Consider the following 26692-nt stretch of genomic DNA (forward strand, 5'->3'; position numbering starts at 1 on the left):
GGGTGCGGGGTGCGGGAGTACGAGGTGCGAGGTGTGAGGGTGCGGAAGTGCGGGGCGGGTTCCCGCGGCGCTGTTCGCGTACGCCTGGAGCGCACGCCGGGTGCGTACGCCATTCACGTACGCCGGGTGCGTACGCGGCTCGCGTACTCCAGGTACGTACGCCGGTCTTCGCGTACGCCGGGTGCGTACCGGCGCGTACCGGTCCGTACGCCGGGAGCGGATGCCGATCGGCTTGGCACCCGCTCCCGTCGGCCGGGGTGTGATCCGGACCGGTCAGGCGTTGACCTTGGGGGCCTCTCCGGTCTCTTCCGCCTTGACGAGCCCGGGGGACGGGCCGTCCGCGTCCGGTCCTTCCCCGGGCTCGCCCTTGGGCATCTCCTTGATCTTCGCCACCGGCCCGCCCAGCAGGGTCAGGCCGCCGATGATGGCGACCGCGCCGGCCACCGCGAGGGCGCCGGTCAGGCCGATGCCCTCACCGAGCGCACCGCCCAGGAAGTAGCCGAGGGAGAGCGCGCCGTACACCGCCGAGAGCGCGGTGCCGCTGACGCGGCCCATCTGGTCGTTCGGGGTGACGCCCTGCACCAGGCTGAGGACGTGGATGTCGAACATCGGCGAGACGAAGCCGATGACCGCCTGGACGACGATCAGGCCGATGAAGCCGCCGATCGCGCCCCCGGTGGGCACCAGGATGTAGCCGATGCCGAGCACGACCGAGGTGATGACCAGGAGGCGGCCCACCGAGAGGTGCTTGGACACCGTCTCGGAGAGCACCGCACCGACGATCACGAAGACCGACATGACGGCGAAGGCGATGCCGACCTGGCCCGGGCTGAGGCCCAGCACCTTGTACGCGTAGACGATCAGCAGGGCGTCGCCCATCGCGGCACCGAGGTTGACCACGACGTTCGCGGTGAACAGGCCCCGCAGGACCGGGTTGCCGAAGAGGGTGCGCATGCCCTCCTTGAGCTCTGTCTTCGCGGAGGCCTTCCGCCCCTCGGCCCGCTCGCGGACGTCCCGCTGCCGGATGAACATCAGGGCGACGAACGAGATGAGGAAGGTGAAGGCGTCGGCGGTGATGGCGCGCGCGGCCCCGAGGAGCTGGATGAGCGCGCCGCCGGCTCCTGCGCCGACCGCTTCCGCGACGCTGCGGCTGATCTGGAGTTTGGTGTTGCCCTCGATGAGGTTCTCGGTGCCGATGAGCTTGGGCAGCCAGGACTGGTACGAGACCTCGAAGAAGGTGGTGAGGCAGCCGGTGACACCGGCCACGATGAAGAGATGGACCATCGTGACGGAGTCGAGGGCGAATGCGAGCGGAAGCGTTCCCAGGGCCAGGAAGCGCCCCAGGTCGGCAACGATCATGATCGTGCGCCGTGAGAACCGGTCCGCCACCAGTCCCGCGATCGGGGCGAGCAGCAGGAAGGGCAGGAAGCGCAGCGCGCCCAGCACGCCGACCTCCATCGCTCCGCCGTCCAGCACCACGACCGCGAGGGTCGGCAGTGCGAGGAGCGAGATCTTGTCTCCGAAGTTGCTGGCGGTCTGCCCGAACCACAGGCGGTTGAAATCGGAATGCCGACCCAATGCCATGTCGACGCCCTTTTCTGATAGGGGGTGGGATTGTCGGTCGGCACTGACGCTAGGGACCGCGAGTTAGGCGCCGGTTATGAATTCGGGGAATGTAGACCGTTTGTAGAGAGCTCATGAGCTCCGCCGGAGAAGCGTGCGATGTCGGCGCTCTCGCGGGCGATCCCGGCGGCCACGGCGGCCGCCTCGGGTGCGGACCCGGATGCGGCCCCGGGGAAGGTCTCGACCTTCACCGGCGTGCCGCGCCGGCCGCCCGACCAGGTGCCCACGGCCAGGCCGTCGACCAGCACGGTGGGCCGGATCAGTCCGCCGCCGGGCCACACCCTGCGGGCGTGCTCGGCGGGCACCGAGAGGTCCCGGCTGCGGTAGGCCACCAGGTAGTTGTCGTAGGCGGGCAGCAGCCGGACGTCGGGTCCGTCAGGTCCGTCCGGGGCGGGCGGGGTTTCGGGCCCGGTGGCCGCCACGGCGGCCCAGGCCCGCTTCGCCACCGTCGTCCGCAGCCCCGACCAATGGGCGAAGTCCAGGGCGTCGGAAGGCCCGTGGGCCCGGCGGTAGCGCCGGGCGAGCTCCCGTTCGGCGGCTTCTCCGGTGAAGGGCAGCGGGCCGGTGGCGGGCAGCCAGTCGTCGAGGAGGACGAAGGTGGCCTCGCCCGCGCGCTGCGGCCCGTGGCAGACGACACCGGACAGTGCCGCCCGGCGGATCAGATGGAAGGCCGACTGCCCCTTCGGCTCCACCCCGAGGGTGGTGAGCCGGTCGGTGAGCTGGGCGCGGGTCAGCGGCCCCTCGCCGTCGATCGCGTCCGCGATGAGCCGCTCCGAACGCGCGCACAGCTCCGCGTCCAGCTCCAGTTCCTTCAGGCGCCGGGCGGCCAGCGCCAGGTACACCGGGCCGAGGAGCGCCAGCAGCCAGCGGGCGTCGGCGGCGGGCACGAGTTGCAGGGTGCCGCGCATGAACCAGCCCCGGAAGGCGGTGCGTTCGGTGTCGGTGGCGCGGCGCACCGCCTCCTGGGTGAGCCCGTTCGCGCGCGCCCGGAGACCGAGCTCCGCGGCGGGCAGGTCCTGGGCCTGGACGGCCACCACCCGGTCGAGGACGGCGGCGGCCGACTCCTCCCGGACCCCGCCTCCGATCCCCTGTGCGCGCGCCCTGAGCAGCCGGTCGGTCGTACGTCGTTCCACGTGGTCCAGTCTCTCAGCCGAGCGGCCGCGGCCGCTGTCTCCTCGCAGGCCGCCATGCGTCCGACGGCCCGTGCACAACCCCAGTCCACCAGCCGCCGGCCGTTCCGGGCGGCAACTCCCTCCCGTACACGGGCTTCCGCACACGGGAAGGCCGGGGCGGGACGGCTCGTCGAGCGCGCCCGCCCCGACCTCGGCCAGGGCTTCCTTCCTTCCGTACCCACGGGCGCGGGAAGGCGCGCCCGTGGGTGCCGGTCCGGCCGGTCCGGGACCGGCGGCGGTCAGCGTCTGCGGCGGAGCACCGCGTAGTAGCCGGGCAGCCGCAGGGCCTCGGAGTCCGACCGGGGGTCGATCGCGTGCAGTTCCACCGCCTCGTCCTCGACCAGCTCCCAGCCCTCCGCGCCGAACGCCTCGGTCAGTTCGGGCCGGGTGAAGCGGTGCGAGTGCCGGACCCCGGCCGCCTCCAGCGGGCCGACCAGCTCCTCGGCCCGGCCGCGCTTGCCGCCGACGAAGCCGAGGTAGCCGAAGGAGTTGCTGGAGTAGTCGGGCTCGTGGACGACCAGGGTGCCCGTATCGCCCAGCAGCCGGTCGGCGACGGCCGCGAGCCGGGCCCTGGCCTCGCTGTCCAGGACGTGGAAGACGCCCCGGACGAAGATGTTGTACGGGCCGTCGCCCAGGGCGGCGGCCTGCTCGGCGTCGGTCATGTCGAGGGCCAGGTACTCGACGTTCGCCACCCCCTCCGCCTCGCGGACGGCGTGCTCGATGGCGCTGACGGAGACGTCGACCCCGATGACCGCGGGGTAGTGCGGGGCGAGTTCGCGGCTGTAGCGGCCGTTGCCGCAGCCCAGGTCGATCAGCGGCAGGTCGCTCCGGAAGTGGCGCTGCGCCTGGCCCAGCAGCCACCGGAACTCGTCGTCGCTGTCGGCGTCCCAGATGACCTCGCCGCCCCGGCCGGTGTGCTGAATGCCCGCCCAGTAGCGCTCCCAGGCGTCCCCGGTGTCGCGTTCCCCGGCCGTGGCCGGGGCCGCTTCCGCCTCGCCGGGCGGCGGGGAGTGGCGCTCCCACGCCTCGTCCTCGCCCAGGGACTCCAGCAGGGCGGTGAACTCCCCGAACATCGCGTCGATCAGTCCGTCGGGGTAGACGGAGGGCAGGAAGTCCCAGTTGAAGGTGAGCCCTTCGGGCTTCTCGAAGACCTGGAAGTCGAGGGAGACCTGGGGGGTCTGGGAGATCCCGTAGACGGGTGCGCCCAGCTCGGTCTCCTCGTACTGCGGCGGGTGGCCGGCCAGGCTGGTCATCACGACGGGCATGGCCGGGGCGAGCGAGCCGCGCAGTTTGGTCAGTTCGCGCAGCACCTGGACCCCGCTGAAGTAGCGGTGTTCCAGGTCGGCCCAGAGCCGGCGCTGTACGGCCTGGGCGCGTCCCGCGAAGGTGTGGTCCTGCTGTTCGACGGCGAGCAGCAGGGTCGTGGTGGTGTCCGCGAGCAGGGAGTTGACCTGCGGGTGGAGCGGAAGGCGGTTGAAGAGCGGGAAGTTGATGGTGAAGCGGGCCTGTCCGGCGGCCCGGCCGAGGATCTCGGCGTACGCGGCGGCCAGGACGCCGGAGGGGGTGACCTCCCGGGCGAGCGCCCGCTCCTGCACGCGGGCCCACTGCTCCGGGGAGAGTACGTGGCTCCGCCGCTCGAAGCGGACGGGGAGTTCGGGGGCGTCGGCGGGGCGCCGGGGCAGCTCCGGTGCGGGCGGCAGGGTGGCGAGGCGGTCGCGCCAGTACCACTCGGAGCGGCGGTAGATCTCGCTGTCCCGCAGCGAGTTCCCGACGGCGAGCACGTAGTCGCGGAAGGTCAGCTCCAGCGGGGCGAGTTCGGTGCCGGGCTCCGTGTAGTAGGTGACCAGGTCGGGGATCAGGACCTGGAAGTAGCTCCAGGCGTCGGCGACCAGGAAGTCCAGGGAGAGATGGATACGGGCGCGCCCGCCGCCGAGCAGGCTGACCCGTACGTCGAACAGCGGCCAGGCGTCCGCGTCCAGGACCTGGTGGGACAACCGCTCGCGCAGGGTGGCCAGTTCGGCCTGACGGGCGGGCTCGTCGAGGCCGCCGAGGTCGGTGACGGGGATCTCGTACGCCGGTATCTCCTCGAAGACCTGCTGGGTGCCGTCGGGCAGCACCCGGGTGCGCAACGCGTCGTGCCGCTCGACCAGGCGTCGCCAGGCGTTCTCGAAGCGGGCCACGTCGAGCTGCGGGCTCTCCCACTCGAAGTACCCGTGGCAGCCGACGTTTCCGAGGTCGACCAGTCCGCCGCGGCCGATCCACAGGGCCTGCTGGCTCTCGGTGAGCGGGAAGGGCTCGAAGCGGCTGCCGGGGTCCGGGACGATCGCCGGGAGGCCGCCGAACGAGCCCCGGCCGCCCGCGCGTTCGCCGGTGACGAGGGGGGCGAGTTCGGCGACGGTGGGGCGGGTGGAGAGGTCGGGGAGGCTCAGCTCGACACCGTAACGGCGGCGGATCTCGTCGATCAGTTTGAAGGCGAGCAGCGAGTGGCCGCCCAGATCGAAGAAGTTGTCGTGGATGCCGATGCCCTCGGTGCGGAACGCCTCGGCCCACAGCCGGGTCAGGGCGTCCTCGACCTCGTCGCGCGGTGCCTCGTATCCGGCGGCGGTTCCCCGGCCCTCCGGCGGTTCGGGCAGGCTGCGCCGGTCGACCTTGCCGTTGGGCAGCCTCGGGAGCGAGGGCAGCACCACGACGGCGGAGGGGACCATGTAGTACGGCAGGGTGCGGGCCACTTCGGCGCGCACCGAGGCGGAGGCCGGTGCTGCCCCGTCCGCCGGGGCGAGGTAGGCGATCAGCCGGGTGTCGCCGGGGCCGTGTTCCCGGGTGACGACGACGGCCTCGGCGACGCCGTCGAGCCGTGCGATGTGGGTCTCCACCTCGCCGAGCTCCACCCGGAAGCCGCGGATCTTGACCTGGGCGTCGGAGCGGCCGAGGAGTTCGACCGCGCCGTCCGGGCGGCGGCGGGCCAGGTCCCCGGTGTCGTAGAGCACCGGGTGCGGGTCGCCGGGGACGGGGTTGGGGCGGAACGTGGCGGCGGTGAGCTCGGGGCGGCCGTGGTAGCCGGCCGCCACGCCCGCGCCGGAGACATGCAGCCTGCCCACCTCGCCCTCGGGCACCGGGCGGCCGTCCTCGTCCAGGAGGTGGACGCGGAGGTTGGCGATGGGCACGCCGACCGGCACCGGACGGGTGGCGCGTACGTCCTCGGGGGTGGCCCGGCTGGTGAAGTCGTGGCCCGCGCCGAGGTCGAGGCAGGAGAGCACGTTGGTGGTCTCGGTGGTGCCGTACGTCATCACCACCTGGAAGGGGGTGTCGACGGGCGGCCAGCTGTGGACGCGTTCGGCCGTGGTCACCATGATCCGCAGCGCGGTCTCCTTGGGCCACTCCAGGCCCCAGGCGGGCTCGGCCAGCGCCGCCACCAGCATGGTGTGGGTGATGCCCGCACCGACCAGCCAGTCGCGGATCTGCTCGGGGGTCTGCGCCTGTCCGGCCTCGGGGATGTGGATCGCGGCCCCGGCGGGCAGGTAGGCCAGCCACTCCATGATCTGGACGGCAAACCCGGGGGTGGACAGCCAGGAGGCGCGGTCGCCGGGCCGTACGCCGTAGGCGCGGGTGGTCCAGTGCACGAGGTTGGTGAGGGCGCCGTGCCGCTCCAGGACCGCCTTGGGAGTGCCGGTGGAGCCGGAGGTGTAGATGAGGTGGCTGATGGTGTCGGGGCCGGTGACCACGGCGGGCGGGGTCTCCGCCTGGCCCCGGCCCAGGGCGGCGGCCTCGGCCCGGGGTATGTCCCGCGGTATGCGGTGGCCGAGTTCGGCCGGGGTGAGCACCAGCAGGGGGTCGGCGTCGGCGATCATCGCGGCGAGCCGGTCGTCGGGGTTGACCGGGTCGAGGGCGACGATCGCGGCGCCCGTCTTGAGGATCGCCAGGGAGCCGAGGACGTAGTCGGCGCCGCGCGGGTAGCAGAGCCCGACCCGGGCGCCGGGCGCGGCTCCACGGGCGATGAGCGCGTGGGCCAGCCGGTTGGCGGCGGCCTCCAGTTCGGCGTACGTCCAGGAGCGGGCGCCCTGCACGAGGGCGGTGGCCCCGGGGGTGCGGGCGGCCTGTTCGGTCAGGAGCCGCGGATAGCCGGTGGTGGGGAACGCGGCGTCCGTGCGGTTGTGGTCGACGAGTGCGGTGGTCACAGTGCGGGCCCTTTCTTACTTCGTGAAGGCTCGGCTGCGCAGCAGCCGCACGGGGAGGCGGTTGATCCCCCAGGTGAAGTTGGACGAGTTGAAGGTGGCCGGTCCGGTGAGTTCGAATCCGTCCAGCACGGCGAGCATCTCGGTGAGCAGGGCGCCGAGTTCGAAGCGGGCGAGGCGCGCGCCGAGGCAGAGGTGGCGGCCGTGGCCGAAGGCGACGTGCCGGTTGGGGCGGCGGTCGACACGGAAGGCGTGCGGCGCGTCGAAGACGGCCTCGTCGCGGTTGGCGGAGACGTTCCACAGCGTCACCCGCGCGCCCGCGGCGATCGGGACGCCGTTGATCTCGGTGTTGTGGGCGGCGGTGCGCAGGGCGTGCACCCCGGGTGTCGTCCAGCGCAGGATCTCCTCGACGGCGGGGGCGATGCCGTCGGGGCCGAGGTCGCGCAGCAGCCGCCACTGGTCGGGGTGTTCGGCGAACATGTGGACCGCGCCCGCGGCGGAGTAGCGGGTCGTCTCGTTGGCCCCGGACAGAACGCCGTTGAGGTTGAAGACGATCTCGTGGTCGCTGAGCGGCCGTTCGGCGCCGTCGCCCTCGTCCACGAGGGTGTCGTGGGCGATCTGGCTGACCAGGTCCTGGCCGGGGCGGGCCCGGCGCTCGGCGAGCAGTTCGATGAAGTAGAGGAAGATCTCCGAGTGGGCGCTGCTGCGCACCGCCTCGTCCGGGGAGTCGAAGGCGTCGGTGGTCAGGTCCCCGATCCAGGTCCAGTCGGCGCGCGGGATGCCGAGGACCGCGCAGACCACCCGGTTGGGCAGTTGCTTGGCCAGATCGATGAAGTCCAGCTCGTCGCGTTCGGCGGCCTCCGCGACCAGCTCGCCGACGACCTTCTCGACCAGGGCCTCCAGCCGGGGCATCTGCTGCGGGCCGAAGGCCTGGCCGAGCGCCCGCTTGAGGCGGGTGTGGTGGGGGGCGTCGGAGACGATGAGCATCCGCTGGGCGACCGCCGCGACGGCGGCCGGGTCGCTGCCCAGCCGCATCCCGTGGGCCGAGAGGAAGGTCTCGCTGTCGGCGTAGACCTTCATGATGTCGCGGTGCCGGCTCAGCGCCCAGAACCCGCCGTCCGTGCTGCCGGGTTCGGGGTGCCAGTGGACCGGGGAGTTGGCGCGCAGCCAGGTGAAGGCGGGCCAGAAGTCGTTGCGGCCGAAGGGGCCCGGATCGAGCAGGTCGATGTCCATCTCAGGCACCTCGCAGGCTGAGGGGGCGGATGTCGGGCCAGTGGGCGTCCACGAAGGCGGCGCACTCGTCCTCGGAACCGGTGAAGTCGGCGGGCGCCCAGCCGTCGGGCGCCTCGCGGGTGGCGGGGTACAGCGCGTACTGCCCCTCGTGGTTCACGAGGACCTGGTGGGTGGTGGGCACGGCGGCCTCCGGACTCGTAACGCGTACGGAATTTGGGGGTGATCAGCCAGTGGGGGCGAGGGGGACTCCCTCGCCGCGCAGCAGGGTGGTCAGGTGTTCCAGGACGGGCTGCGGGCGGCGCAGTACGGCGTGGTGGCCGCCGGAGACGGTGTGCCGGGTGAGTCCGGCGGAGGTGACGGCGGCCCAGCCGTCCAGGTCGGCGGCGCTGACGGTCTCGTCGCCGTCGGCGCCCCAGGCGTGCACGGGCACCGGGAGGGGCCCGTCGGAGCGGTGGACGTAACTCAGGGAGAGCTGGGCGTCCTTGCGGAGCATCTCGACCATCAGGGCGCGGGTGTCCTCGTCGAGCAGTTCGGGGTCCAGGCCCGCCGTGTCGAAGAGCTTGTCCAGCTCCTGGCCGTCGTCGACGATGCCGCGCCCGGCGCCGTCCCAGTGGGTGGGCGCCCGGCAGCCGCTGACCACCAGGGCGCGCGGGGTGACCCGGCGGGCGACCTCGTAGCCGATCAGACCGCCGAAGCTGTGGCCGAAGACGACCAGCGGCCGGTCCCCGACGGTGGCCTCCAGTTCGGTGGCGATGGCCGTCACGGCCGCACCGAAGGTGTCCGGCATCGGCTCCCGCCAGCGGTTCTCGCGGCCCGGCAGCTGTACGCCGTACACCTGCGCGATGCCGGTCAGCGCGGGCTGCCAGGAGCGGAACTGCTGACAGCCCGCGCCCGCCGGGGGCAGGCAGAGCAGCGCGGGGAGGGCCCGGGCGGCGCTGTCGTCGGTCCAGGTGCCGTCGGTCCAGGTGGAGATCCAGTTGCCCATGTCTACGCTCCTTCGGCGGGGGTGGCGGCGGTCGCGTCGGCGGTCGCGTCGGGGGTGACGGTCGCGTCGGCGGTGACGGCGTCGGCGGTCGCGTCGGCGGTCGCGTCGGCGGTCGCGTCGGCGGTGGCAATGGCCGGTCCGGTCCCGGCCGCGTCGCCCTGTTCGGCGGCGAGCCGGTCGATCTCCGCGGCGACGTCCGCGACCGTCGGCCGGGCCAGCAGCGCGCCGAGGCCCACCCGCAGTCCGGTCGTCCGGCGCAGCTCGGAGACCACACGGGCGGCGGCCAGGGAATGGCCGCCGAGCTCGAAGAAGTCCGCCGAGGGGCCGGGTACTTCGGTGGCGAGCACCTCCGCCCACACCGTCATCACCGCGAGCTCGCTCGCGGTCGCGGCAGGGTGCCCGCCGGTGTCCTCCTGCCGTACGGGCTCCGCCAGCAGCCGGGCCAGCGCCTCCCGGTCGGCCTTGCCGGTGCTCAGGGTCGGGATGCGGTCCAGTACGCGTACGGTGGCGGGCACGGCGGCCGTGGGCAGTTGCTTGCGGCAGCGCTCCACGACACGGGCGGCGAGAGCGGCGGTGTCGGAACCGGCGGCGGCCGCCACGGCGAGTCCCAGGGTCTGGCCCGGGGCGAGCAGGCAGCAGGCCGCCGCCACGACCTCGGGGAGCTCGGCGGCGATCCGCTCCACCTCGCCGAGTTCGATGCGGTGGCCGCGTACCTTCACCTGGTCGTCGCGGCGCCCCCGGTACTCCAGTTCGCCGTCCGTCCGGCGGACCACCACGTCCCCGGTGCGGTACATGCGGGTGCCGCCGCCCTGGAAGGGATCGGGCAGGAAGCGGCTCGCGGTGAGTCCGGGGCGGCCCCGGTAGCCACGGGCGACGGCGGGACCGCCGAGATGGAGCTCGCCCTCGGTGCCCGCGGGCACCGGTCGCAGCTCCGCGTCCAGGACGTACGCCCGGTAGCCGGGCAGCGGCCGTCCGATGCCGGTCACGTCGTCCCCTCGGCGGCTGTCGGCCCAGGTGGCGGCGATGGTCACCTCCGTGGGCCCGTACACGTTGAGCAGCCGTCTGCCCTCGGCGAACCGCTCGGCCAGCGCGGCCGGGCAGGCCTCCCCCGCGACCACGACCACCTCGGCGGAGGCGAGCCGGTCACCGTGGGCGGCGAGCAGCGACGGGGTGAGGGAGGCGGTGCGCAGCCCGGCGGGGAGCGGGTCGCGCCCTTCGGCTGCGGCCTGTCGCAGCCCGTCCAGGGAGAGGTCGGCGAAGGCCACGCCCTGGCCGTGCACGAGGTAGAGCAGGGTGCACCAGAGCCAGCCGTCGAAGGCGGGCGACACCGCGTTGAGGCCGAGGCCTCCGGCGGGCAGCCCGAGTCCGGCCAGGGCTTCGACGAAGGTGTCCAGGCCCCGGTAGGTGATCTCGACGCCCTTGGGACGGCCGGTGGTGCCCGAGGTGTAGATGAGGTACGCGCAGCTGTCGGGGGCCGGTATCGAGACCGCGAGCGGGCCGGGGTGGCCCCGGCGGACCTCGTGCGGGGTGAGCAGGCGGATGCGGCCCGCCTCCAGCCCTGCGGGGGTGCCGGCGGCGACCAGGACGGAGGCCCCGGCGTCGCGCAGTGCGCCGCCGAGCCGCTCCACGGGGTGTCCGGGATCCAGCGGTACGGCGGTCGCGCCCAGGCTCCAGACGGCGAGCAGGGCGGGCACACTCTCCCGGGACCGGCCGAGCAGCAGCCCGACGGAGGTCTCCGGGCCGACTCCGGCATGGGCGAGGGCGGCGGCGTAGCGGGCGGTACGGGCGGTGAGCGCCGCGTGGGTGAGGATGCCGTCCACGGCCTTGACGGCGGTCTCGTCGGGCTGTTCGCGGGTCCACCGCTCCAGGCGGCCGAAGAGCGGCGGGAGCCCGCCGGGGGCGCCCGGGCCGGGCTCGGCAGGGGGCGGGGTCATGCGCCGGTCCTCTCCGTGTGGGCGGGGCGCTGCGGGGCTGCGGAGGGCTGCGGGGGCGTGGGCTGCTGGGGGGCTGCGGGGCTCTGCGGGATCTCGGGGCGTCCCGAAGCCTCGGGGCGTCCCGAGCCTGCGGGCTGCTCCGAGGCCGTGGGCTGCTCCGGGCCCGCCGGGCGGGATGCCTCGGTGGCGCGCAGTCGGGGGCCGACCACCTGGCCGCCCGCGCCCTGCGGAAGCTGCATGGACTTGGTCTCCAGGAAGGCCTCCAGCCCCGCCGTACCGCACTCGCGCCCGATCCCGGACTGCTTGAAGCCGCCGAACGGCGCGGCCGGGTTGAACTGGCCGCCGTTCACGTCGACCAGGCCGGAGCGGAAGCGGCGGGCCACCCGCTCGGCGCGGGCGTCGTCACCGGACCAGACCGCCCCGTGCAGCCCGTACCGGGTGCCGTTGACGATCCGGACGGCCTCGTCCTCGTCGTCGTACGGGATGACGGAGAGCACGGGTCCGAAGATCTCCTCCTGGGCGAGGGTGCTGAGCGGGTCGACATCGGCGAAGATCGTCGGCCGGACGTAGTAGCCGGTGTCCAGCCCGGCGGGCCGCTCGGGGCCGCCCCGGACCAGGCGGGCGCCGCCCTCGGCCAGGCCGCGCCGGATGTAGCCGGTGACGCGGGCGTGCGCGGCGGCGGACACCAGCGGCCCGAGGTCGGTCGCCGGGTCGCGCGGATCGCCGGTCACATAGCCGTCCATGGCCCGGTCGGCGAGGTGTACGGCCTCCTCCTGTCGGTCGCGCGGCACCAGCAGCCGGCTCCACTGGAGGCAGGTCTGGCCGGTGTTGAAGAGCATCTGGTCGACGGTGGCGGCCACCGAGGAGGCCAGGTCCGCGTCGGCCAGGACGAGGGAGGCGTTCTTCCCGCCGAGTTCGAGGTGGACCCGCTTGATCCGGTCGGCGCCGAGCGCGGTGACCTCCCGGCCCGCCCGGGTGGAGCCGGTCAGCGAGACGACGTCGACCAGCGGGTGGGTGACCAGCGCGGTGCCGACCGTACTGCCGGTCCCGACCACCATGTTGAAGACACCGGGCGGCAGATCCGCCTCGGCGATCGCCTCGACGAGGAGCCGGGCGTGCAACGGGGTGATCTCGCTCGGCTTGTGCACGACGGTGCAGCCGGCCGCGAGCGCCGGGAGGATCTTCTGCACGGTCAGCAGCAGCGGGGTGTTCCACGGCGTGATGCAGGCGGCCACGCCCGCCGCCTCGCGCACGACGAGCGAGTGGCCCACCCGCTCCTCGAAGGCGTAGGCGGCCGCCGTCTCCACACAGTGCGCGGCCATCCCGAGGGAGAGCCCGACATGGGTGCGGCGGGCCATCCCTGCGGGCGACCCGACCTCGGCGGTGATGGTGTCGGCGAAACGGTCGGCGCGGGCCTCCATGGCCTCGACGACCCGGCGCAGCAGGGCGATGCGCTCGCGCAGCGGGGTGGCAGACCAGCGTACGAAGGCATCGGCGGCGGCACGGGCCGCGAGGTCGGCGTCCCGGGCGGTACCGGCCGGGACGGTGGCCAGGACGCGTTCGGTGGCGGGGTCGGTCACGGCGAGGCGGCCCTCGGCCTCGGAGGCGACCCAGGAGCCGCCGATCCACTGGTCGGTGTACCGGGGCGGCAACGGGGCCGGGGCGGCCCCGGCTCGTCCGGTCTCCTGGGGCAGGGTCGGCTCGGTCAGCATGGTCACGGTGGAGTCCTCACTCGGTCACGGAATTCACGGGCTCGCTGAACAGCTGGGTCGGGCACACGACCGCCGGACCGGCCGTGCGGACACCGGGCTGCCGGTCACGCGGTGGCGGTCGTCGGTCGCGCGTTCACGGGGACGCTGTGCGGGTCGGGCGATCGCGGTCGCCGGTCACACACGGGGGGCGCTGTGCCGGTCACGCGGTCGCGGGTCACACACGGGGAGGTGCGCCGGTCGCACGCTCACAGGAACGTGCGCCGGTCACGCGGTCGCCGGGCCCGCGATACGGGTCAGGGCCGCCGGGGCCCTGGAGTCGGGCCTGGCCGGGCGTACGGAGGAGGGCGTGAGCACCCCCGTACGGGCGTTCGCGCTCCACGCGGGCACCCCGGCCCGGCGCCCCGCCGGCCGCAGCGCCCGGACCGTCGCGGCGGGGCCGCCCGAGGGAGCAACCGTGCGGGCGGCGGACGGGATCAGCGTGCGCAGGAGCTGCTGGGTCTCCCGGCCGGGCGACAGGGCCAGCTCGTCGCCCATCCGCCGGGCGCAGAGCTCGTACCACCGCCGTACGCAGGCCAGTTCGCCCCGCCGCCCGTGGGCGGCCATCAGCGCGCGGTAGGTCTCCTCGTGGTGGCGGTCGATCTCCAGGACGCGGCGGCAGACCTCGATCAGCTCCACGGAGTCCTCGCGCTCCTCGGCGTCGGCGCGCAGCACCCCCAGCCCGCGCAGGGCGAGCGCCCGGAGGTATTCGCGCTGCTCGACCACCCAGTCGGCGCTCTCGCCCCGCAGGAAGTCGCCGCCGTACAGGTCGGCCGCCGCCCGCAGCCGGGACCTGGCCAGCGGGGCGTCACCGGCGGCGGCGGCCCGGAGTCCGCTGTGCACGTACTCCTGGAAGAGGTCGACGTCGGACCAGAGGCCGGAGACGTGCAGGACGTAGCCGAAGTCCCGGTAGACCAGGGTGATCCCGGAGTCGCCGGGGCCGTCGGGGTGGGCGTCCAGCACCCGGCGCAGGGCATGGGCGGCGACCTTGAGGGAGCTGCCCGCGGAGCTGTCGGCGCCGGGCCACAGGGAGGCGTAGAGCCGGTCGCGGGTGAGCATCTGGCCGCGGTGGACCACCAGGTACTGGAAGAGGCCGCGGGCCTTGCCCGCCCGCCAGCGCCGTACCGGGGCCCCGTTGACGGTCAGTTCGAACTCGCCCAGGAAGCGGACGCGTACCGCCGGTCCCGCCGTCTCCGTCGCTGCGGTGCTCATCGCGTCCCCCCGGTCGTCGTCTGGCTGCCGCTCTGCGCTGCCGCTCCGCGCTGTCTCTCCGCGCTGCCGCCCTGCGCTGTCTCTCTGCCTGCGCCGAGTGTGCGCGGGCGGTCTACAACGCCCCTACAACGGCGGCAACGGCCTTGTGTAGAGCGGTGATAGGGCGGTTTCCGAGACTGATGAGCACGACCACCCGAACCGCCGAATCCGAAAAGAGGTCTGTTTCATGACCAGCACCGACACCCGGCTTCAGAAGGTCGTCATCCTGGGGGGCGGCACGGCCGGCTGGATGACCGCCGCGTACCTCGGAAAGGCGCTTCAGGGAACGGTCGACATCACCGTCCTGGAGGCGCCCTCGATCCCGCGCATCGGGGTCGGCGAGGCCACCGTGCCCAATCTCCAGCGGTCCTTCTTCGACTACCTCGGCATCGCCGAGGACGAGTGGATGCGGGAGTGCAACGCGAGCTTCAAGATGGCCGTGCGGTTCGTGAACTGGCGGACCGGCGGGCAGGGCGAGGCCACCGCCCGTGAGCTGCCGGACGGCGGTCCGGACCACTTCTACCACCCGTTCGGGCTGCTCCCCGACTACGACCAGACGCCGCTGTCCCACTACTGGTACAAGCGCAAGTTCGAGGGCCGCACCACCGAACCGTTCGACTACGCCTGCTTCCGCGAGCCGCCGGTGATGGACGCGATGAAGGCGCCACGCTGGCTCGACGGCCGTCCGGCCACCCGGTACGCCTGGCACTTCGACGCCCAGCTGGTGGCCGACTTCCTGCGCCGGTTCGCCACCGAGAAGCAGGGCGTGAACCATGTGCAGGACGAGATGGTGCGGGTGGAGCAGGACTCCCGCGGCTATGTCACGACCCTGCACACCAAGGGCGGCCTGGCACTGGACGCCGACCTCTTCGTGGACTGCTCGGGCTTCCGCGGTCTGCTCATCAACGAGGCGATGCGGGAACCGTTCCTCGACATGAGCGACCACCTGCTGTGCGACAGCGCGGTGGCGACGGCCGTCCCGCACGACGACGAGGCGCACGGGGTGGAGCCGTACACCTCGTCGATCGCCATGTCGTCCGGCTGGGCGTGGAAGATCCCGATGCTGGGGCGCTTCGGCACCGGCTACGTGTACTCCAGCAAGTTCACCGACCAGGACACCGCCACCGCCGAGTTCGCGAACATGTGGGGCCTGGACCCGGCGGAGACGAAGTTCAACCACATCCGCTTCCGGGTCGGCCGCAACCGCCGCACATGGGTGAAGAACGTCGTCAGCATCGGGCTGTCCTCCTGCTTCCTGGAGCCGCTGGAGTCGACCGGTATCTACTTCATCACCGCGACGATCTACCAGTTGGCCAAGCACTTCCCGGACAAGACCTTCAACCAGGGACTGGTCGACAGCTTCAACCACGAGATCGAGTTGATGTTCGACGACACCCGCGACTTCATCCAGGCGCACTTCTACTACGCGCCGCGCAACGACACCCCGTTCTGGCAGGCCCAGAAGGAGCTGGTGCTCCCCGACAACATCAAGAAGAAGATCTCCGCCTACAAGGCCGGTCTGCCGATCAACTCGCCGATCACCGACGAGTCGACGTACTACGGCAACTTCGAGGCGGAGTTCCGCAACTTCTGGACCAACGGGAGCTACTACTGCATCTTCGCGGGGCTCGGCCTGGAGCCGGACACCCCGCTGCCCACCCTCGCCCACCGCCCCGACTCGGTGGCCGGGGCGGAGCCCCTGTTCGACACCGTCAAGCGCCAGCAGCAGAACCTGCTGGAAACGCTCCCCAGCGCCTACGACTACCTGCGTCAACTGCACGGCGCGTAGGTCCTGTCGCCCCCGGCGCCGCCGCCCGGCCCCGCCGGGACGACAGGTGCAAGGCCATCCGCCACCGCGGCCCGGCAGCACGGCTCTCCCGGCCGGCTGCCGGGCCGCGGCCGTTTCCCGCCACGACAGGAGTCAGACATGCCTCACCCCTCAGCACCCCGCGCCCTGCCGCCGGACGCGCCGGCCACCGACCCCACGGCGGACATCCGCCCCTTCATGGCCTCCTTCCCCACCGGGGTCTCCATCGTCACGACCCTGGACGCCGACTCCGTACCGCACGGCCTGACCTGCAGCTCCGTCACGAGTGTCGCCCTGCGGCCGCCGACCGTGCTGGTGTGCATACGGGCGGCGAGCCCGACCCTGGCCGTCATCCTCGACCAGGGGTCCTTCGCCCTGAACCTGCTGCACGAACGGGCGCGTACCGCGTCCGACCTGTTCGCCTCCGGCTCCCCCGACCGCTTCGAGCGCGTCGAGTGGCGGCTGCCGCTGGGGGCGGGCGGCCCGCATCTGACGGCGGACGCGCACGCGGTGGCGGACTGCGCCGTGGTCAGGACGGTCGGCTTCGGGGACCACACGGCCGTCTTCGCCGAGGTGCGGCGGGTGACGGTACGGGAGGACCCGCGGCCGCTGCTGTACGGGCTGCGCCGGTACGCCCTGTGGTCCGACGCGGCCTCGGTCGCACCGCCCGCGAAAGCCCCGGCCGCCGCGGTCGCACCGCCCGCCAAGGGCCCGGCGGCCTCGGTCGCGCTGCCCGCCAAGGCCCCGGCGGCCGCTCCCGCCCTGCAGCCGGGCGCGCACGAGGGAGGCGCTCGTGTCGTCCGTTGACGCGCTGCCGGCGCTGCTGATCGCCGTCCCCGTGGTGATCGTCGCCTGCCAGGCGGGCGCCGCCGTGTTCCGTCGCCTCGGCCAGCCTCCGGTGGTGGGCGAGATCGCCACCGGAATCCTGTTGGGGCCCTCGCTCCTGGGCTGGCTCTGGCCACAGGCGCAGCACGCCCTGTTCCCGCCGTCCGTCCTCCCGTACACCTCGGTGCTCGGCCAGCTCGGGCTGCTGGCCTTCATGTTCCTGGTCGGTCTTGAGCTGGACCTGAAGAACCTGCGGGGTCACTCCCGGGTCGCGGTGGCGGTGAGCCAGGCCGGGATGCTGCTGCCGCTCGCCCTGGGCTCGCTCCTCGCCCTCGCGATGTACGGGGGGCTGGCCCCCGACGGGGTGGGGCGGTTGCCGTTCGTCCTGTTCATCGCCGTGGCCATGAGCATCACGGCGTTCCCCGTGCTGGCCCGGATACTCATCGACCGGGATCTGTACGGGACGCCGCTCGGCGCCCTCGCCATGGCCTGCGCGGCCGTGGACGACGTCATCGCGTGGTGCCTGCTGGCCGTGGTGGTGGCGCTGGCCTCGGCCGGTTCCCCGATGGAGGCGGTGGTGACGGCGGGGCTCGCGGTGGCCTTCACCGCGTTCCTGCTGTACGCGGTGCGGCCGCTGCTGGCCCGCGCGGCGGCCCGGGCCGGGCGGGTCGGGGACGCAGCGGTGCTGGTGGCGATCTTCAGCGGGCTGAGCCTCTCCGCCCTCGCCACCGACCTGATCGGGGTGCACGCCCTGTTCGGGGCCTTCCTGTTCGGGGTGGTGACCCCGCGCGGTGTGCCGCGCATCGAGGTCTCGGCGGCACGGCTGCGCGCCTTCACGGTCCCCGTCCTGCTGCCGCTGTTCTTCGTCCATACGGGGCTGCGGACGGACATCGGGGGCCTCACGGCCTCGCCCGGACTGTGGCTGTGGGCGGCCGCCGTCCTCGCCATCGCCTTCCTCGGCAAGTGGGGCGGCGCGGCAGGCGCGGCACGCCTGTGCCGTATGCCCTGGCGGAGTGCGCTGTCGGTGGGTGCCCTGATGAACTGCCGGGGGCTGACCGAGCTGGTGGTGCTCAATGTGGGGCTCGAACTCGGCGTCATCGGGACGGAGTTGTTCACCATCATGGTGCTCATGGCGCTGGTGACGACGGCCGTCACCAGCCCGGCGCTCACCCTGCTGCGCGGCAGGAAGGCGCCTGCGCCGGACACCGCACCTCCACAGCCCGAGAGCGCTGTCCTCTCCCGGCCATGAGAACGCGCGATCCTCCCGGGTAAGCCCGCAAGACCTGTCATACCTGGGAGCTACCCCCCACAACCCCTCCCCAGCGGGACGTCAACTACCCCGCCTCCTCAATAACTTCCGTACCGGAGATACGCACAGCCCCACCGGTACGGAAGGACTCCCACCCCATGGCGGACCGCCCGCGCAGACGCCGTCTGCGTCGCACCCTGCTCGCCGCCCTCGTCACCTTCGCCGTGGCCGTCCCCGTGTCGGGGGCGGCCCGGCCCGCCGCCGTGCCCGCCCCCGCGCCGACCGCCCTCGGGCCGCTGCGGGACGCGGGCGCGGCGGCGCTGGAGGAGCGGTACGCGGTGGGCCGGGCCGATATCCGGGCCGCCGAACGGGCGGCGGCGCGGCACGGGGACCTCAGGCGGGCGGCCGCCTTGCGGGCGATGGCCGCGCCGGGGCGGCAGTTCCTCTCGTTCGACGGGCGGGACGGCGGCCGGAGCGTGGAGGTCGTCGGGGAGCTGTCGGGGGCCCGGCGCGTCGCGGTGCTGGTGCCGGGGGCCGGCGTCGGGCTCGACGCGTACGGGCGGTTGCGGCGCGGGGCCGTGGACCTGCAACGGGAGTTGGGGGAGGGCGGGGCCGTCGTGGTCTGGCTCGGGTACCGCTCCCCCGCCACCGTGAGCCCGGCCTCGGTGACCGATGCGCGGGCCGTCGAGGCCGCGCCGGGGCTGCGGGCGCTGGTGGACCGGCTGAGCGCCACGCTGCCGGAGGCCAGGATCACGCTGCTCTGCCACTCCTACGGCTCCGTGATCTGCGCCCGGGCCGCTTCCGGGACGGCCGCCGACGCCCTTGTCCTCTACGGCAGTCCGGGGACCGGCTACGAGGACGTGGACGCACTGCGGACCGGGGCGCGGGTGTGGGCCGGGCGGGGCGGGGACGACTGGATCGCCCGGGTGCCCCATGTGCGGGTGCGGGTGCCGTTCGTCGCGAGCCTGGGCTTCGGGACCGATCCGGTGGCGGACCGGTTCGGGGCGGAGGTGTTCGACGCGGGCGACGGGGGCCACAGCGACTATCTGCGGCCCGGGTCGCGCTCCTTGACGAACCTCGGGCGGATCGCCTCCGGCCGCGCCCCGGTGACGGCCGGTGACTCCGGAGGAAGCGGCACCCCCGAGACCCGCCGCGCCCCCGTGGAGGCCCGTGCCTCCGGAGGAAGCGACACCCCCGAGACCCGCCACGCCCCCGTGGGGGCCCGTCGTGGCTGACGTACGCGGGTCGGCTCGCGGTCTCGTCGCGCGCGTCGAGGCCGCGACCCCGCCCGGCCGGGACCGGGCCGTCGACGGACTGCGGGCCCTGGCCATCCTCGGCGTGGTGGGCGGCCACTGGCTGGTGACCGCGCTGGTCGCCGACAGCGGCACCGTACGCGGGGCGAGCCCGCTGACCTATCTGCCGGAACTCACCCCGGCCTCCTGGGTGTTCCAGACCCTCGCGGTCTTCTTCCTGGTGGGCGGGCAGGTGGCGGCCCGGAGCTGGACCTCGGCCCGCAGGGCGGGGATACCGTACGGGACATGGGTCGGCGGCCGGCTGGCGCGGCTGTTCCGGCCGGTGGCGGCCGTGCTCGTCGTGTGGACGCTCGCGGCGGGCGCGATGCTCGCCTCCGGGGTCGGTGAGGCCACGGTGCTCACCCTGGCCAAGCTGGTCTGGTCGCCGCTCTGGTTCCTGCTGGTCTTCGCCGTACTGACCGCGCTGACCCCGCTCGCGGCCCGGCTCCACCCGCTGTGGCCGCTCGCCGTGGTGTTCCACGTCGACCTCGTACGGTTCGGCCTCGGCGGTCCGCGGGAGCTCGGGTGGGTCAATGTGCTCGCGGGGTGGCTGGTGCCGTACTGCCTGGGGGCGCTGGTCGCCCGGGGCGGGCTGCGGGAGCCGCGGAACCGGTGGGCGCTGCTGGCGGGCGGGGGTGCGGCGGCCCTCGCGCTGGTGGTGTGGGCCGGGTATCCGGCCGCCATGGTCGGCGTACCGGGCGGGCGGATGTCCAACCTGGACCCGCCGAGCCTCGCCGCCGTCGCCTTCGGCCTGGCCCAGTGCGGGGCGGCCCTGCTGCTGCTCGGCCCCCTGCGCCGGGCGCTGCGCAGACCCGCCGCGTGGGCGGTGGTGGCGCTGGTGAACGTGTCGGCGATGACGGTCTTCCTCTGGCACCAGACGGCGATGATCGTCGTGACGATGAGCGCGCTGCTCCTCGCGGGCGGCCCGCTCCCGGGACTGCACTCCGCGCCCGACGGCCCGGGATGGGTGCTCGCCCGGCTGCTCTGGCTGCCGGTGTTCGCCCTGGCCCTGCTGGTGTGCCGGTCCGCGTTCCAGGGCTACGAACAGGGCGGACGGAGGGAGAGCGGCCGCTCCCTCCTCGTACGGGAGTCCTCCCCCGAGCGGAAGCGGGAGGCGCGTCGTGCCTAGTCTGAGCGCGGGTGGGACCGAGGGGGCGGCCGGGGACGTGGGGGCAGTGGGGGCAGTGGGGGACGTAGGGACAGTGGGGGATACGGGGCACGTGAAGGTTTCGGGGGTCGCGCGGCTGCGGGACGCGGTGCGGCGGCTGCCCCGCCTCCTGTACGAGGACCTGTGGGCGGCGCCCGCCGACCGGGTGCCGCGCATGGGAGAGCCGGGCGCCCCGGTGTGGCGGCCGGCGCTGTTGGTGCTGCTGGTGATCGTGGCGGTCGTCGCCGCGGTGGTCCGTAGCGCGGAACTCGTCCCTCACGGAAGCCATGTCTACCTGTTCGCGGTAGTGGCCGCCGGGGCGCAGTCCACGGCGCTGGTGGCCGGGATGATCCGGCCCGTGGGGGCGTGGTGGGCGATGACCGCGCTGTCGGTCGGGACGGTGCTGGTCACCGCGTACAACGCGCCCACGAGGGTTCCGTACCCGTGGATCCCCGCCTCCTTCCCCCTGACTCCGGAGATGCTGTACGCGCCCCCCTTCGCCGGGTTGGCACTCCAGGGCGGCGCCTTGTTCCTGCTGGCTCTGCGGGTCCGGCTCCGCCGGGCGGTGGCCGCCCTGGTGCTCTCCATGGCACTGGCCGTGGCCCTGGCCCTGCACACACCACCGCTGCCCCATGCGGGCCTTGTCGCCTCCGCGCTCGTGTTCGGCACCGCACTGATCCTCGGCACGGCCCTCCGCACCGTGCGCCTCGCCCGCGACGACCTCGTCGTCCAGACCGAGCTGACCGCCGACGAGCGGGCCCGGCGCACCCTGCTGGAGGAGCGCCAGCGGATCGCCCGCGAGCTGCACGACGTGGTGGCCCACCACATGTCGGTGATCTCCATCCAGGCGCAGGTCGCCCCGCACCTGGTGAAGGACCCCTCCGACGAGCTGAAGGAGAACCTCACCGGCATCCGCGAGAACGCCCTGGAGGCACTCGCCGAACTCCGCAGGGTCCTGGGCGTCCTGCGCTCGGAGGAGGCCCCCGCACGGAACGCGCGGCACACCCCGCAGCCGACCCTCGACCGGCTCGGCGACCTCGTCGCCACCGTGCGCACCGCCGGTCTGGCCACCACCCTCACCAGCACCGGCGAACCGCGCCCCCTCCCGCCGGGCGTGGAGCTGTCGGCGTACCGCATCGTGCAGGAGGCGCTGAGCAACGTGATGCGGCACGCGCCCGGGGCGAGCGCCCGGGTGGAGATCGGCCACCGGGCCACCGGGCTGACCGTCCGCGTCACCAACACCCCGCCGGACCGCCCGGCCGCCCCCTCCCCCGGGCCCGGCCACGGCCTGCTCGGGATGCGCGAACGCACCACGATGCTCGGCGGCGACCTGGCCACCGGGCCCACACCGGACGGCGGTTGGGAAGTCACCGCCGTCCTGCCCACCACGGCCACCGGCACCGACACGACCACGACCACGACCACGACCGAGGACGCCCCATGACCCCGCCCATCCGCGCAGTGATCGCCGACGACCAGATGATGGTCCGGCAGGGCTTCACGGTCCTGCTGAACGCCGAGCCGGACATCGAGGTCGTCGGGCAGGCCGTCAACGGGCTCGACGCGATCGCCAAGGTCGGTGAACTCGCCCCGGACGTCGTCCTGATGGACATCCGGATGCCGGAGCTGGGCGGCATCGAGGCGACCCGCCGGATCACCGCACGCGAGAACCCGGGGGTGAAGGTGCTGGTCCTGACCACCTTCGACCTCGACGAGTACGTGTACGAGGCGCTGCGCGCGGGCGCCTCCGGCTTTCTGCTGAAGGACGCCTCCGCCGCCGAACTCGCCCATGCGGTACGGGTGGTGGCGGCGGGCGACGCACTGCTCTCCCCCAGCATCACCAAGCGGCTGATCGTGGAGTTCTCCCGGACGGCGGGCGCCCCGCGCGCCCCGCTGAAGGAGCGGATCGGGGATCTGACGGAGCGGGAGACGGAGGTGCTGTCCCTGATCGCGGGCGGCCTGTCGAATGCGGAGATCGCCGGGCGGCTGGTCCTCGCGGAGCAGACGGTGAAGACCCATGTGGGCCGCATCCTGGTCAAGTTGGGCGTACGGGACCGGACGCAGGCGGCGGTGTTCGCGTACGAGTCGGGGCTGGTGCGCCCGGCCGGCCTCTGACCGCCCCCGGCCTCGAAGCCTTCGGGGATCACACTCCGGGGAGCAGGTGCCGGTAGCTGTCCGGGTTCTCCGCGAGGTACTCGGCGAAGCTCTTGGCCGGGTGCCCGGTCAGGGTGGGCACCGCGTCGGAGACGGCCGCGAGTTCACCGGCCGCGATCGCCTCGTACGAGGTGACCCAGCCGGCCACCTCCCACTCCTCGGCCCCGTACCCGGCCCGGGAGGCGTAGGCCTCCTCGACGGTCTCGGGGACGTAGCGGACGGAGCGTCCGGTGACCCGGCTCAGCTCCTCGGCGGCCTCGGCCAGGGTGAACGCCTCGGGGCCCGTGAGGTCGTAGCCCCGGCCGTCGTGGGCCGTGGACTCGTCCAGCAGGACGGCGGCCGCCGCGTCCGCGATGTCCTCGTGGGCGACGGCGGCGACCCGGCCGTCCCCGCCCGGACCGCGCAGCACCCCGTCCGCGCCGGTCATCGCGGGGAGCCCCGCCTGGTACCAGTTGTCCCGCAGGAAGGTGTGGCGCACGTCGGACGTGCGGATGTGGGCCTCGGTGTGCCAGTGGTCGCGGGCGAAGGTGAACGTGGCGTCGGGCGCCGCGCCCTGGAAGGACACGTACACGATCCGCTCCACGCCCACCGCCACGGCCGCGTCGACCGCCGTGATGTGCTCGCGCACCCGGTAGAGGCTCTCGTGGGCGGAGACCAGGAACAGGGTGTGCGCCCCGTCCAGGGCCCGGCGCATCGCCTCCGCGTCGCCGTAGGGGGCGGCGGGGGCGCGGTCCGCGCCGGGCAGGTCGGGGAGGCGGGCCGGGTCGCGGCCGAGGAGGCGTACGGGGACTCCGGTACGGGCGAGCCGCTCGGCGACCCGGCCGCCGACCGCTCCGCTCGCTCCGGTCACCGCGGTGAGGGGGCCGGTCACTGGGGTTCGTCTTCCTCTCGTCGTGCTCCGTCGGCCGCGTGGGTTCCGGAGGCTACGGGGCTCCGGAGGCTCCCGGGGCCGTGGGCCAGGGCCGCACCTCCACGACCGCTTCCACCGGGAGCGGTCCGTACAGGTGCGGGAACTCCTCGCCACCGGGCTTCATCGCCTCGTACCGGACGGGGGCGGTGAGGCGGGCGGGGTCGACGACCAGGACCACCAGGTCCCGGCCGCCGACCCCGTCCCCGCCTCCGTCGCCGTACAGCATCCTTGCCACACCCGGGAGTTGGTGGGGCTGGGAGAGGTGGATGAAGCCCTCCTCCTGGAGGGTGCGGCCGCGGGTGGACATCTCGTACGTCCCTGACCCGCGGGCCGCCTCCCACAGAGGTGCTTCGGCGAGGTGCAGCAGCAGTTCGGTCATCGAACCACGCTAGCGGGCGCTGCTAGTAGGTGCGGCGCCGTGCCCTGCGCGTGGCCACGAGGACCGCTCCACCGGCGGCCACCAGCGCTGCCGCGATGGACCCGATGATCCATTCACCGCCCTGCGAACCGGTGTCGGGCAACTGCCCCGGGTCGGACGGCGACGGGGTCGGCTTCCAGGTCGGCTTGTCGGTGGGGCCCGGGGTGGGCTCGGTGGGGGTGGGGGTCGGGTCGGTGGGGGTGGGAGTGGGGTCGGTGGGCGTCGGCGTGGGGTCCGTCGGCGTGGGAGTGGGGTCCGTCGGAGTCGGCGTCGGGTCCGTGGGCGTCGGCGTGGGGTCGGTGGGGGTCGGCGTCGGATCCGTCGGGGTGGGCGTCGGGTCGGTGGGGGTCGGCGTCGGATCCGTCGGGGTGGGCGTCGGATCCGTCGGCGTCGGCGTGGGGTCCGTCGGAGTCGGCGTGGGATCCGTGGGCGTCGGCGTCGGATCCGTCGGCGTGGGAGTGGGGTCCGTCGGAGTCGGCGTCGGATCCGTCGGCGTCGGCGTCGGATCCGTCGGCGTCGGCGTCGGATCCGTCGGCGTCGGCGTCGGCGTGGGATCCGTCGGCGTCGGCGTCGGCGTCGGGTCCGGGCCGCAGGTCGGGAGGTCGCCGTCGAACGGGTACGAGTGGATCTCCTGCCCGCCCGCCGCGCCCGGCGAGGTGTGGGTCAGCGAACCAGCCGTGTAGAAGCGGCCGTTGGTTCCGCTCATGCTGAGCGTGGTCGTACTCGTGGGCTGCCCGACCAGCACGCTGCCCTGGAACTGGGCCGGGCCGGTCAGCGTCAGATCCGTCGCGTCCGGGAAGTTCCACAGCAGATGCTCACGGAGCCCCGGGTTGGGGAGGGTGCCCATGAACGTGGCGACCGTGCGGGCGCTCCCGTAGACGTTGACCAGGACGGTCGCCCCGTCGGGGATGCCGTTGAAGGCGAACCCCACGTTGCCGCCGCCCGACGTGGCCAGGTCCTCGTCCACGTCGAAGATCTGGATCGCCGAGGTGCCGTCCCCGGTGAAGGTGATGGTGTCGCCGACCGTCTCCACGGTGCCGGTCGCCGCGCGGCGCTCGTCGCCGTCGTACGCGTAGCACTGGCTGGCCTCGGTGAGCTGCGGGCGCAGGCCGGTGAACGGGGCGGTGGCCTCCGGGTCGGGGCGCGGGGCGTCCAGCGGGCTGACCGTGCCGGTCAGGGTCCCCGCGTAGGCGACCCGGCCGGAGTTCGACCCCTCCTCGGCGAGCAGGCGCTCATCGTCGGCGATGGTGATGTTCCCGCCCACGGTCAGATAGTCGGAGCCGTCCGGCGGCGGAACCCGCGAACCGACGCCCGCGACACCGACGTTGTAGATCTGCGAGGCCTCGGGCCGCTTGTCCATGTCGAACACGCCGAGGGTGACGATCTTCCCCTCGGCCTCGGCGGCGGCCTCCCGGACCAGGAAGTCCCCGCCGACGTAGATGTTGATGTTCTCGTCGTAACCGGCGATCGGCCCGTTGTTGGGTTCGTTCCATACGGACGGGCATTCGCTGCCGAGGCAGGGGCCGAGTCCGCCCGGCAACGGATCGGCGGCAGCGGCCGGGGCCAGCATGCCCACCATCGCCGCGGCCGTGGCCACTGTCACTGCTGCCCGGATTGTGTTGCCGCGCCTGCGCGCCTGTTGTTCCATGCCGCGCAATATGCATCTTTAATGCTAGTCATTTGCTATGACACGCCGGATTTGCCCGCACACGTAGACCTATAGGAGGTTTTCAGAGGGCCAGGAGCTTCTCCTCCAGCCGGGGATCGAGGCCGACGGTGGGCCGGTCCGGCCGCTGGGGCGCGGTGCCGCCGCGCTCGCACAGCCAGGCCCAGGTGTCGGCGACGGTCTCGCCGACCGGGCGGCAGCGGAGTCCCGCGGCCTCGGCCTTGGCGTGGCCGCCCGCGTACATGGCGTCGTACAGCTCGCCCCGGGGCAGCCAGACCGGCAGCCCGGTCCAGGGTTCGACCCCGGTGGCCAGCAGGGTGTCCGGGTCCGTCCAGCGCAGCTCGGCGCCGGAGCCCGTGACCCGTACACAGGCGTCGAGCAGTTCGCCCAGGGTGGCGTGGCCGGGGCGGCTGACCGTGTTGTACGCGCCGTGCAGCCCGGCCGCCGCCGCGTCCAGGAGCCAGCTCGCCAGGTCGCGGGCGTCGATGTACTGGATCCCCGAGGTGCGCGGGCCGGGGGCGATCACCGGGCCGCCGCGCGCGATCCGCGACAGCCACCAGGGCAGTCGGCCGATGTTCTCCCCGGGGCCGATGATCAGCCCGGCCCGCGCCAGCAGCACCCGGTCGCCGAAGGCGTCGAGGGCGGCCAGCTCACCACCGCGCTTGGCCCGGTCGTACGGCACGTCACCGGCCCCGCCACCCTCGCCGCTCTCGCCGCTCTCGTCAGGGGAGGCGCCGGTCACCAGCGGCCCGTCCTCGTCCAGCCCTGCGGGGGCCGGGTAGGCGTAGACCGAGCGGCTGGAGACGTACGTGTAGTGGCCCGCGCGGCCCGCCAGGAGCCGGGCGCTGTCCCGTACGGCGGTGGGCACCCCGCTCCAGGTGTCGACGACCAGGTCCCAGCCGCCCGGGTGGTCCGCCAGTGCAGCGAGCCCCTTCCTCCCGCCCGTGCGGTCGCCCGTCAGCACGCGCACTCCCGGCGGCGGCGCATGGCGGCCCCGGTGGAAGACGGTGACCTGCCAGTCGCGTTGCAGCGCGGCCTCGGTGACGGCCCGTCCGACGAACTCCGTACCGCCCAGCATCAGTAGCCTCATACGGCGAGCCTGCCCG

General features: G+C 73.7%; 19 protein-coding genes and 1 pseudogene. 7 read left to right on the top strand and 13 right to left on the bottom strand.

The features are described from left to right. Nucleotides 1-273: 273 nt before the first annotated feature. From ACFW9Z_RS17305 to ACFW9Z_RS17345, 9 genes and pseudogenes are all read right to left on the bottom strand, one after another. A complete protein-coding gene (locus ACFW9Z_RS17305) occupies nt 274-1584 on the bottom strand; it encodes an MFS transporter (protein ID WP_384640994.1) in 1311 nt (436 codons plus the stop codon). Nucleotides 1585-1658: 74 nt separating this feature from the next. Next, nucleotides 1659-2756, bottom strand: coding sequence for a winged helix DNA-binding domain-containing protein (locus tag ACFW9Z_RS17310; protein ID WP_384640997.1), 1098 nt, complete (start codon nt 2754-2756; stop codon nt 1659-1661). 278 nt (nt 2757-3034) lie between these two features. Continuing rightward, nucleotides 3035-6970, bottom strand: coding sequence for an amino acid adenylation domain-containing protein (locus ACFW9Z_RS17315; RefSeq protein ID WP_384641000.1), 3936 nt, complete (start codon nt 6968-6970; stop codon nt 3035-3037). A gap of 15 nt (nt 6971-6985) precedes the next feature. Next, on the bottom strand, nt 6986-8200 hold the full coding sequence (locus tag ACFW9Z_RS17320) for a cytochrome P450 (RefSeq protein ID WP_384641003.1): 1215 nt from the start codon (nt 8198-8200) through the stop codon (nt 6986-6988). A 1-nt stretch (nt 8201) separates the two neighbouring features. Next, complete coding sequence (locus ACFW9Z_RS17325) at nt 8202-8381, bottom strand: MbtH family protein (RefSeq protein WP_384641006.1); 180 nt, start codon at nt 8379-8381, stop codon at nt 8202-8204. A gap of 42 nt (nt 8382-8423) precedes the next feature. Beyond that, nucleotides 8424-9185: a thioesterase II family protein gene (locus tag ACFW9Z_RS17330; protein ID WP_384641009.1), complete on the bottom strand. Its 762-nt coding sequence runs from the start codon at nt 9183-9185 to the stop codon at nt 8424-8426. Between the two features lie 2 nt (nt 9186-9187). After that, nucleotides 9188-11119, bottom strand: a complete 1932-nt coding sequence (locus ACFW9Z_RS17335; RefSeq protein ID WP_384641012.1) for a non-ribosomal peptide synthetase — start codon at nt 11117-11119, stop codon at nt 9188-9190. A gap of 233 nt (nt 11120-11352) precedes the next feature. Further along, nucleotides 11353-12771 (bottom strand): annotated as a pseudogene (locus ACFW9Z_RS17340) (aldehyde dehydrogenase family protein); the annotation flags it as partial. Nucleotides 12772-13095: 324 nt separating this feature from the next. After that, nucleotides 13096-14079, bottom strand: coding sequence for a BTAD domain-containing putative transcriptional regulator (locus ACFW9Z_RS17345; protein WP_384641015.1), 984 nt, complete (start codon nt 14077-14079; stop codon nt 13096-13098). A 226-nt stretch (nt 14080-14305) separates the two neighbouring features. Here ACFW9Z_RS17345 and ACFW9Z_RS17350 point away from each other — a divergent pair, with 226 nt between their 5' ends. The 7 genes from ACFW9Z_RS17350 to ACFW9Z_RS17380 all read left to right on the top strand — a co-directional run bounded on the left by ACFW9Z_RS17350 (nt 14306) and on the right by ACFW9Z_RS17380 (nt 22553). Continuing rightward, a complete protein-coding gene (locus tag ACFW9Z_RS17350) occupies nt 14306-15907 on the top strand; it encodes a tryptophan halogenase family protein (RefSeq protein WP_384641018.1) in 1602 nt (533 codons plus the stop codon). 138 nt (nt 15908-16045) lie between these two features. Next, nucleotides 16046-16732 carry a flavin reductase family protein gene (locus ACFW9Z_RS17355; RefSeq protein WP_384641020.1) on the top strand — a complete coding sequence of 229 codons (687 nt, stop codon included), beginning with the start codon at nt 16046-16048 and terminating at the stop codon, nt 16730-16732. Next, nucleotides 16719-17999, top strand: coding sequence for a cation:proton antiporter (locus ACFW9Z_RS17360; RefSeq protein WP_384641023.1), 1281 nt, complete (start codon nt 16719-16721; stop codon nt 17997-17999). Before ACFW9Z_RS17355 ends, ACFW9Z_RS17360 begins: the two co-directional genes overlap by 14 nt. A 158-nt stretch (nt 18000-18157) precedes the next feature. Beyond that, nucleotides 18158-19234, top strand: coding sequence for an alpha/beta hydrolase (locus ACFW9Z_RS17365; protein WP_384641026.1), 1077 nt, complete (start codon nt 18158-18160; stop codon nt 19232-19234). After that, a complete protein-coding gene (locus ACFW9Z_RS17370) occupies nt 19227-20420 on the top strand; it encodes an acyltransferase (RefSeq protein WP_384641029.1) in 1194 nt (397 codons plus the stop codon). The genes ACFW9Z_RS17365 and ACFW9Z_RS17370 overlap by 8 nt, the downstream gene beginning before the upstream one ends. Before the next feature lie 91 nt (nt 20421-20511). Further along, nucleotides 20512-21882, top strand: a complete 1371-nt coding sequence (locus ACFW9Z_RS17375; protein ID WP_384641032.1) for a sensor histidine kinase — start codon at nt 20512-20514, stop codon at nt 21880-21882. Continuing rightward, the gene (locus ACFW9Z_RS17380; protein ID WP_384641035.1) at nt 21879-22553 is read left to right on the top strand and encodes a response regulator; all 675 of its coding nucleotides are present in this window, start codon (nt 21879-21881) and stop codon (nt 22551-22553) included. The genes ACFW9Z_RS17375 and ACFW9Z_RS17380 overlap by 4 nt, the downstream gene beginning before the upstream one ends. A 28-nt stretch (nt 22554-22581) precedes the next feature. Here the strand turns inward: ACFW9Z_RS17380 and ACFW9Z_RS17385 are convergent, their stop codons facing one another. From ACFW9Z_RS17385 to ACFW9Z_RS17400, 4 genes are all read right to left on the bottom strand, one after another. Then, nucleotides 22582-23463 carry an NAD(P)H-binding protein gene (locus tag ACFW9Z_RS17385; RefSeq protein ID WP_384641038.1) on the bottom strand — a complete coding sequence of 294 codons (882 nt, stop codon included), beginning with the start codon at nt 23461-23463 and terminating at the stop codon, nt 22582-22584. A 52-nt stretch (nt 23464-23515) separates the two neighbouring features. Beyond that, the gene (locus tag ACFW9Z_RS17390) at nt 23516-23881 is read right to left on the bottom strand and encodes a DUF952 domain-containing protein (RefSeq protein WP_384641041.1); all 366 of its coding nucleotides are present in this window, start codon (nt 23879-23881) and stop codon (nt 23516-23518) included. A gap of 22 nt (nt 23882-23903) precedes the next feature. Continuing rightward, complete coding sequence (locus tag ACFW9Z_RS17395) at nt 23904-25523, bottom strand: choice-of-anchor A family protein (protein WP_384641044.1); 1620 nt, start codon at nt 25521-25523, stop codon at nt 23904-23906. Nucleotides 25524-25650: 127 nt separating this feature from the next. Next, entirely contained in the window at nt 25651-26676 is a 1026-nt protein-coding gene (locus ACFW9Z_RS17400; protein WP_384641047.1) for an NAD-dependent epimerase/dehydratase family protein, read from the bottom strand. Nucleotides 26677-26692 lie beyond the last annotated feature (16 nt).

Source organism: Streptomyces sp. NPDC059452 (assembly GCF_042750035.1).
Lineage (GTDB): Bacteria > Actinomycetota > Actinomycetes > Streptomycetales > Streptomycetaceae > Streptomyces.

Excerpts from the sequence above, each read along its gene's own strand:
- ACFW9Z_RS17305 (WP_384640994.1), bottom strand. The coding sequence starts at position 1,584 with ATGGCATTGGGTCGGCATTCCGATTTCAACCGCCTGTGGTTCGGGCAG.
- ACFW9Z_RS17320 (WP_384641003.1), bottom strand. The coding sequence starts at position 8,200 with ATGGACATCGACCTGCTCGATCCGGGCCCCTTCGGCCGCAACGACTTC.
- ACFW9Z_RS17330 (WP_384641009.1), bottom strand. The coding sequence starts at position 9,185 with ATGGGCAACTGGATCTCCACCTGGACCGACGGCACCTGGACCGACGAC.
- ACFW9Z_RS17335 (WP_384641012.1), bottom strand. The coding sequence starts at position 11,119 with ATGACCCCGCCCCCTGCCGAGCCCGGCCCGGGCGCCCCCGGCGGGCTC.
- ACFW9Z_RS17345 (WP_384641015.1), bottom strand. The coding sequence starts at position 14,079 with ATGAGCACCGCAGCGACGGAGACGGCGGGACCGGCGGTACGCGTCCGC.
- ACFW9Z_RS17350 (WP_384641018.1), top strand. The coding sequence starts at position 14,306 with ATGACCAGCACCGACACCCGGCTTCAGAAGGTCGTCATCCTGGGGGGC.
- ACFW9Z_RS17355 (WP_384641020.1), top strand. The coding sequence starts at position 16,046 with ATGCCTCACCCCTCAGCACCCCGCGCCCTGCCGCCGGACGCGCCGGCC.
- ACFW9Z_RS17365 (WP_384641026.1), top strand. The coding sequence starts at position 18,158 with ATGGCGGACCGCCCGCGCAGACGCCGTCTGCGTCGCACCCTGCTCGCC.
- ACFW9Z_RS17380 (WP_384641035.1), top strand. The coding sequence starts at position 21,879 with ATGACCCCGCCCATCCGCGCAGTGATCGCCGACGACCAGATGATGGTC.
- ACFW9Z_RS17390 (WP_384641041.1), bottom strand. The coding sequence starts at position 23,881 with ATGACCGAACTGCTGCTGCACCTCGCCGAAGCACCTCTGTGGGAGGCG.
- ACFW9Z_RS17400 (WP_384641047.1), bottom strand. The coding sequence starts at position 26,676 with ATGAGGCTACTGATGCTGGGCGGTACGGAGTTCGTCGGACGGGCCGTC.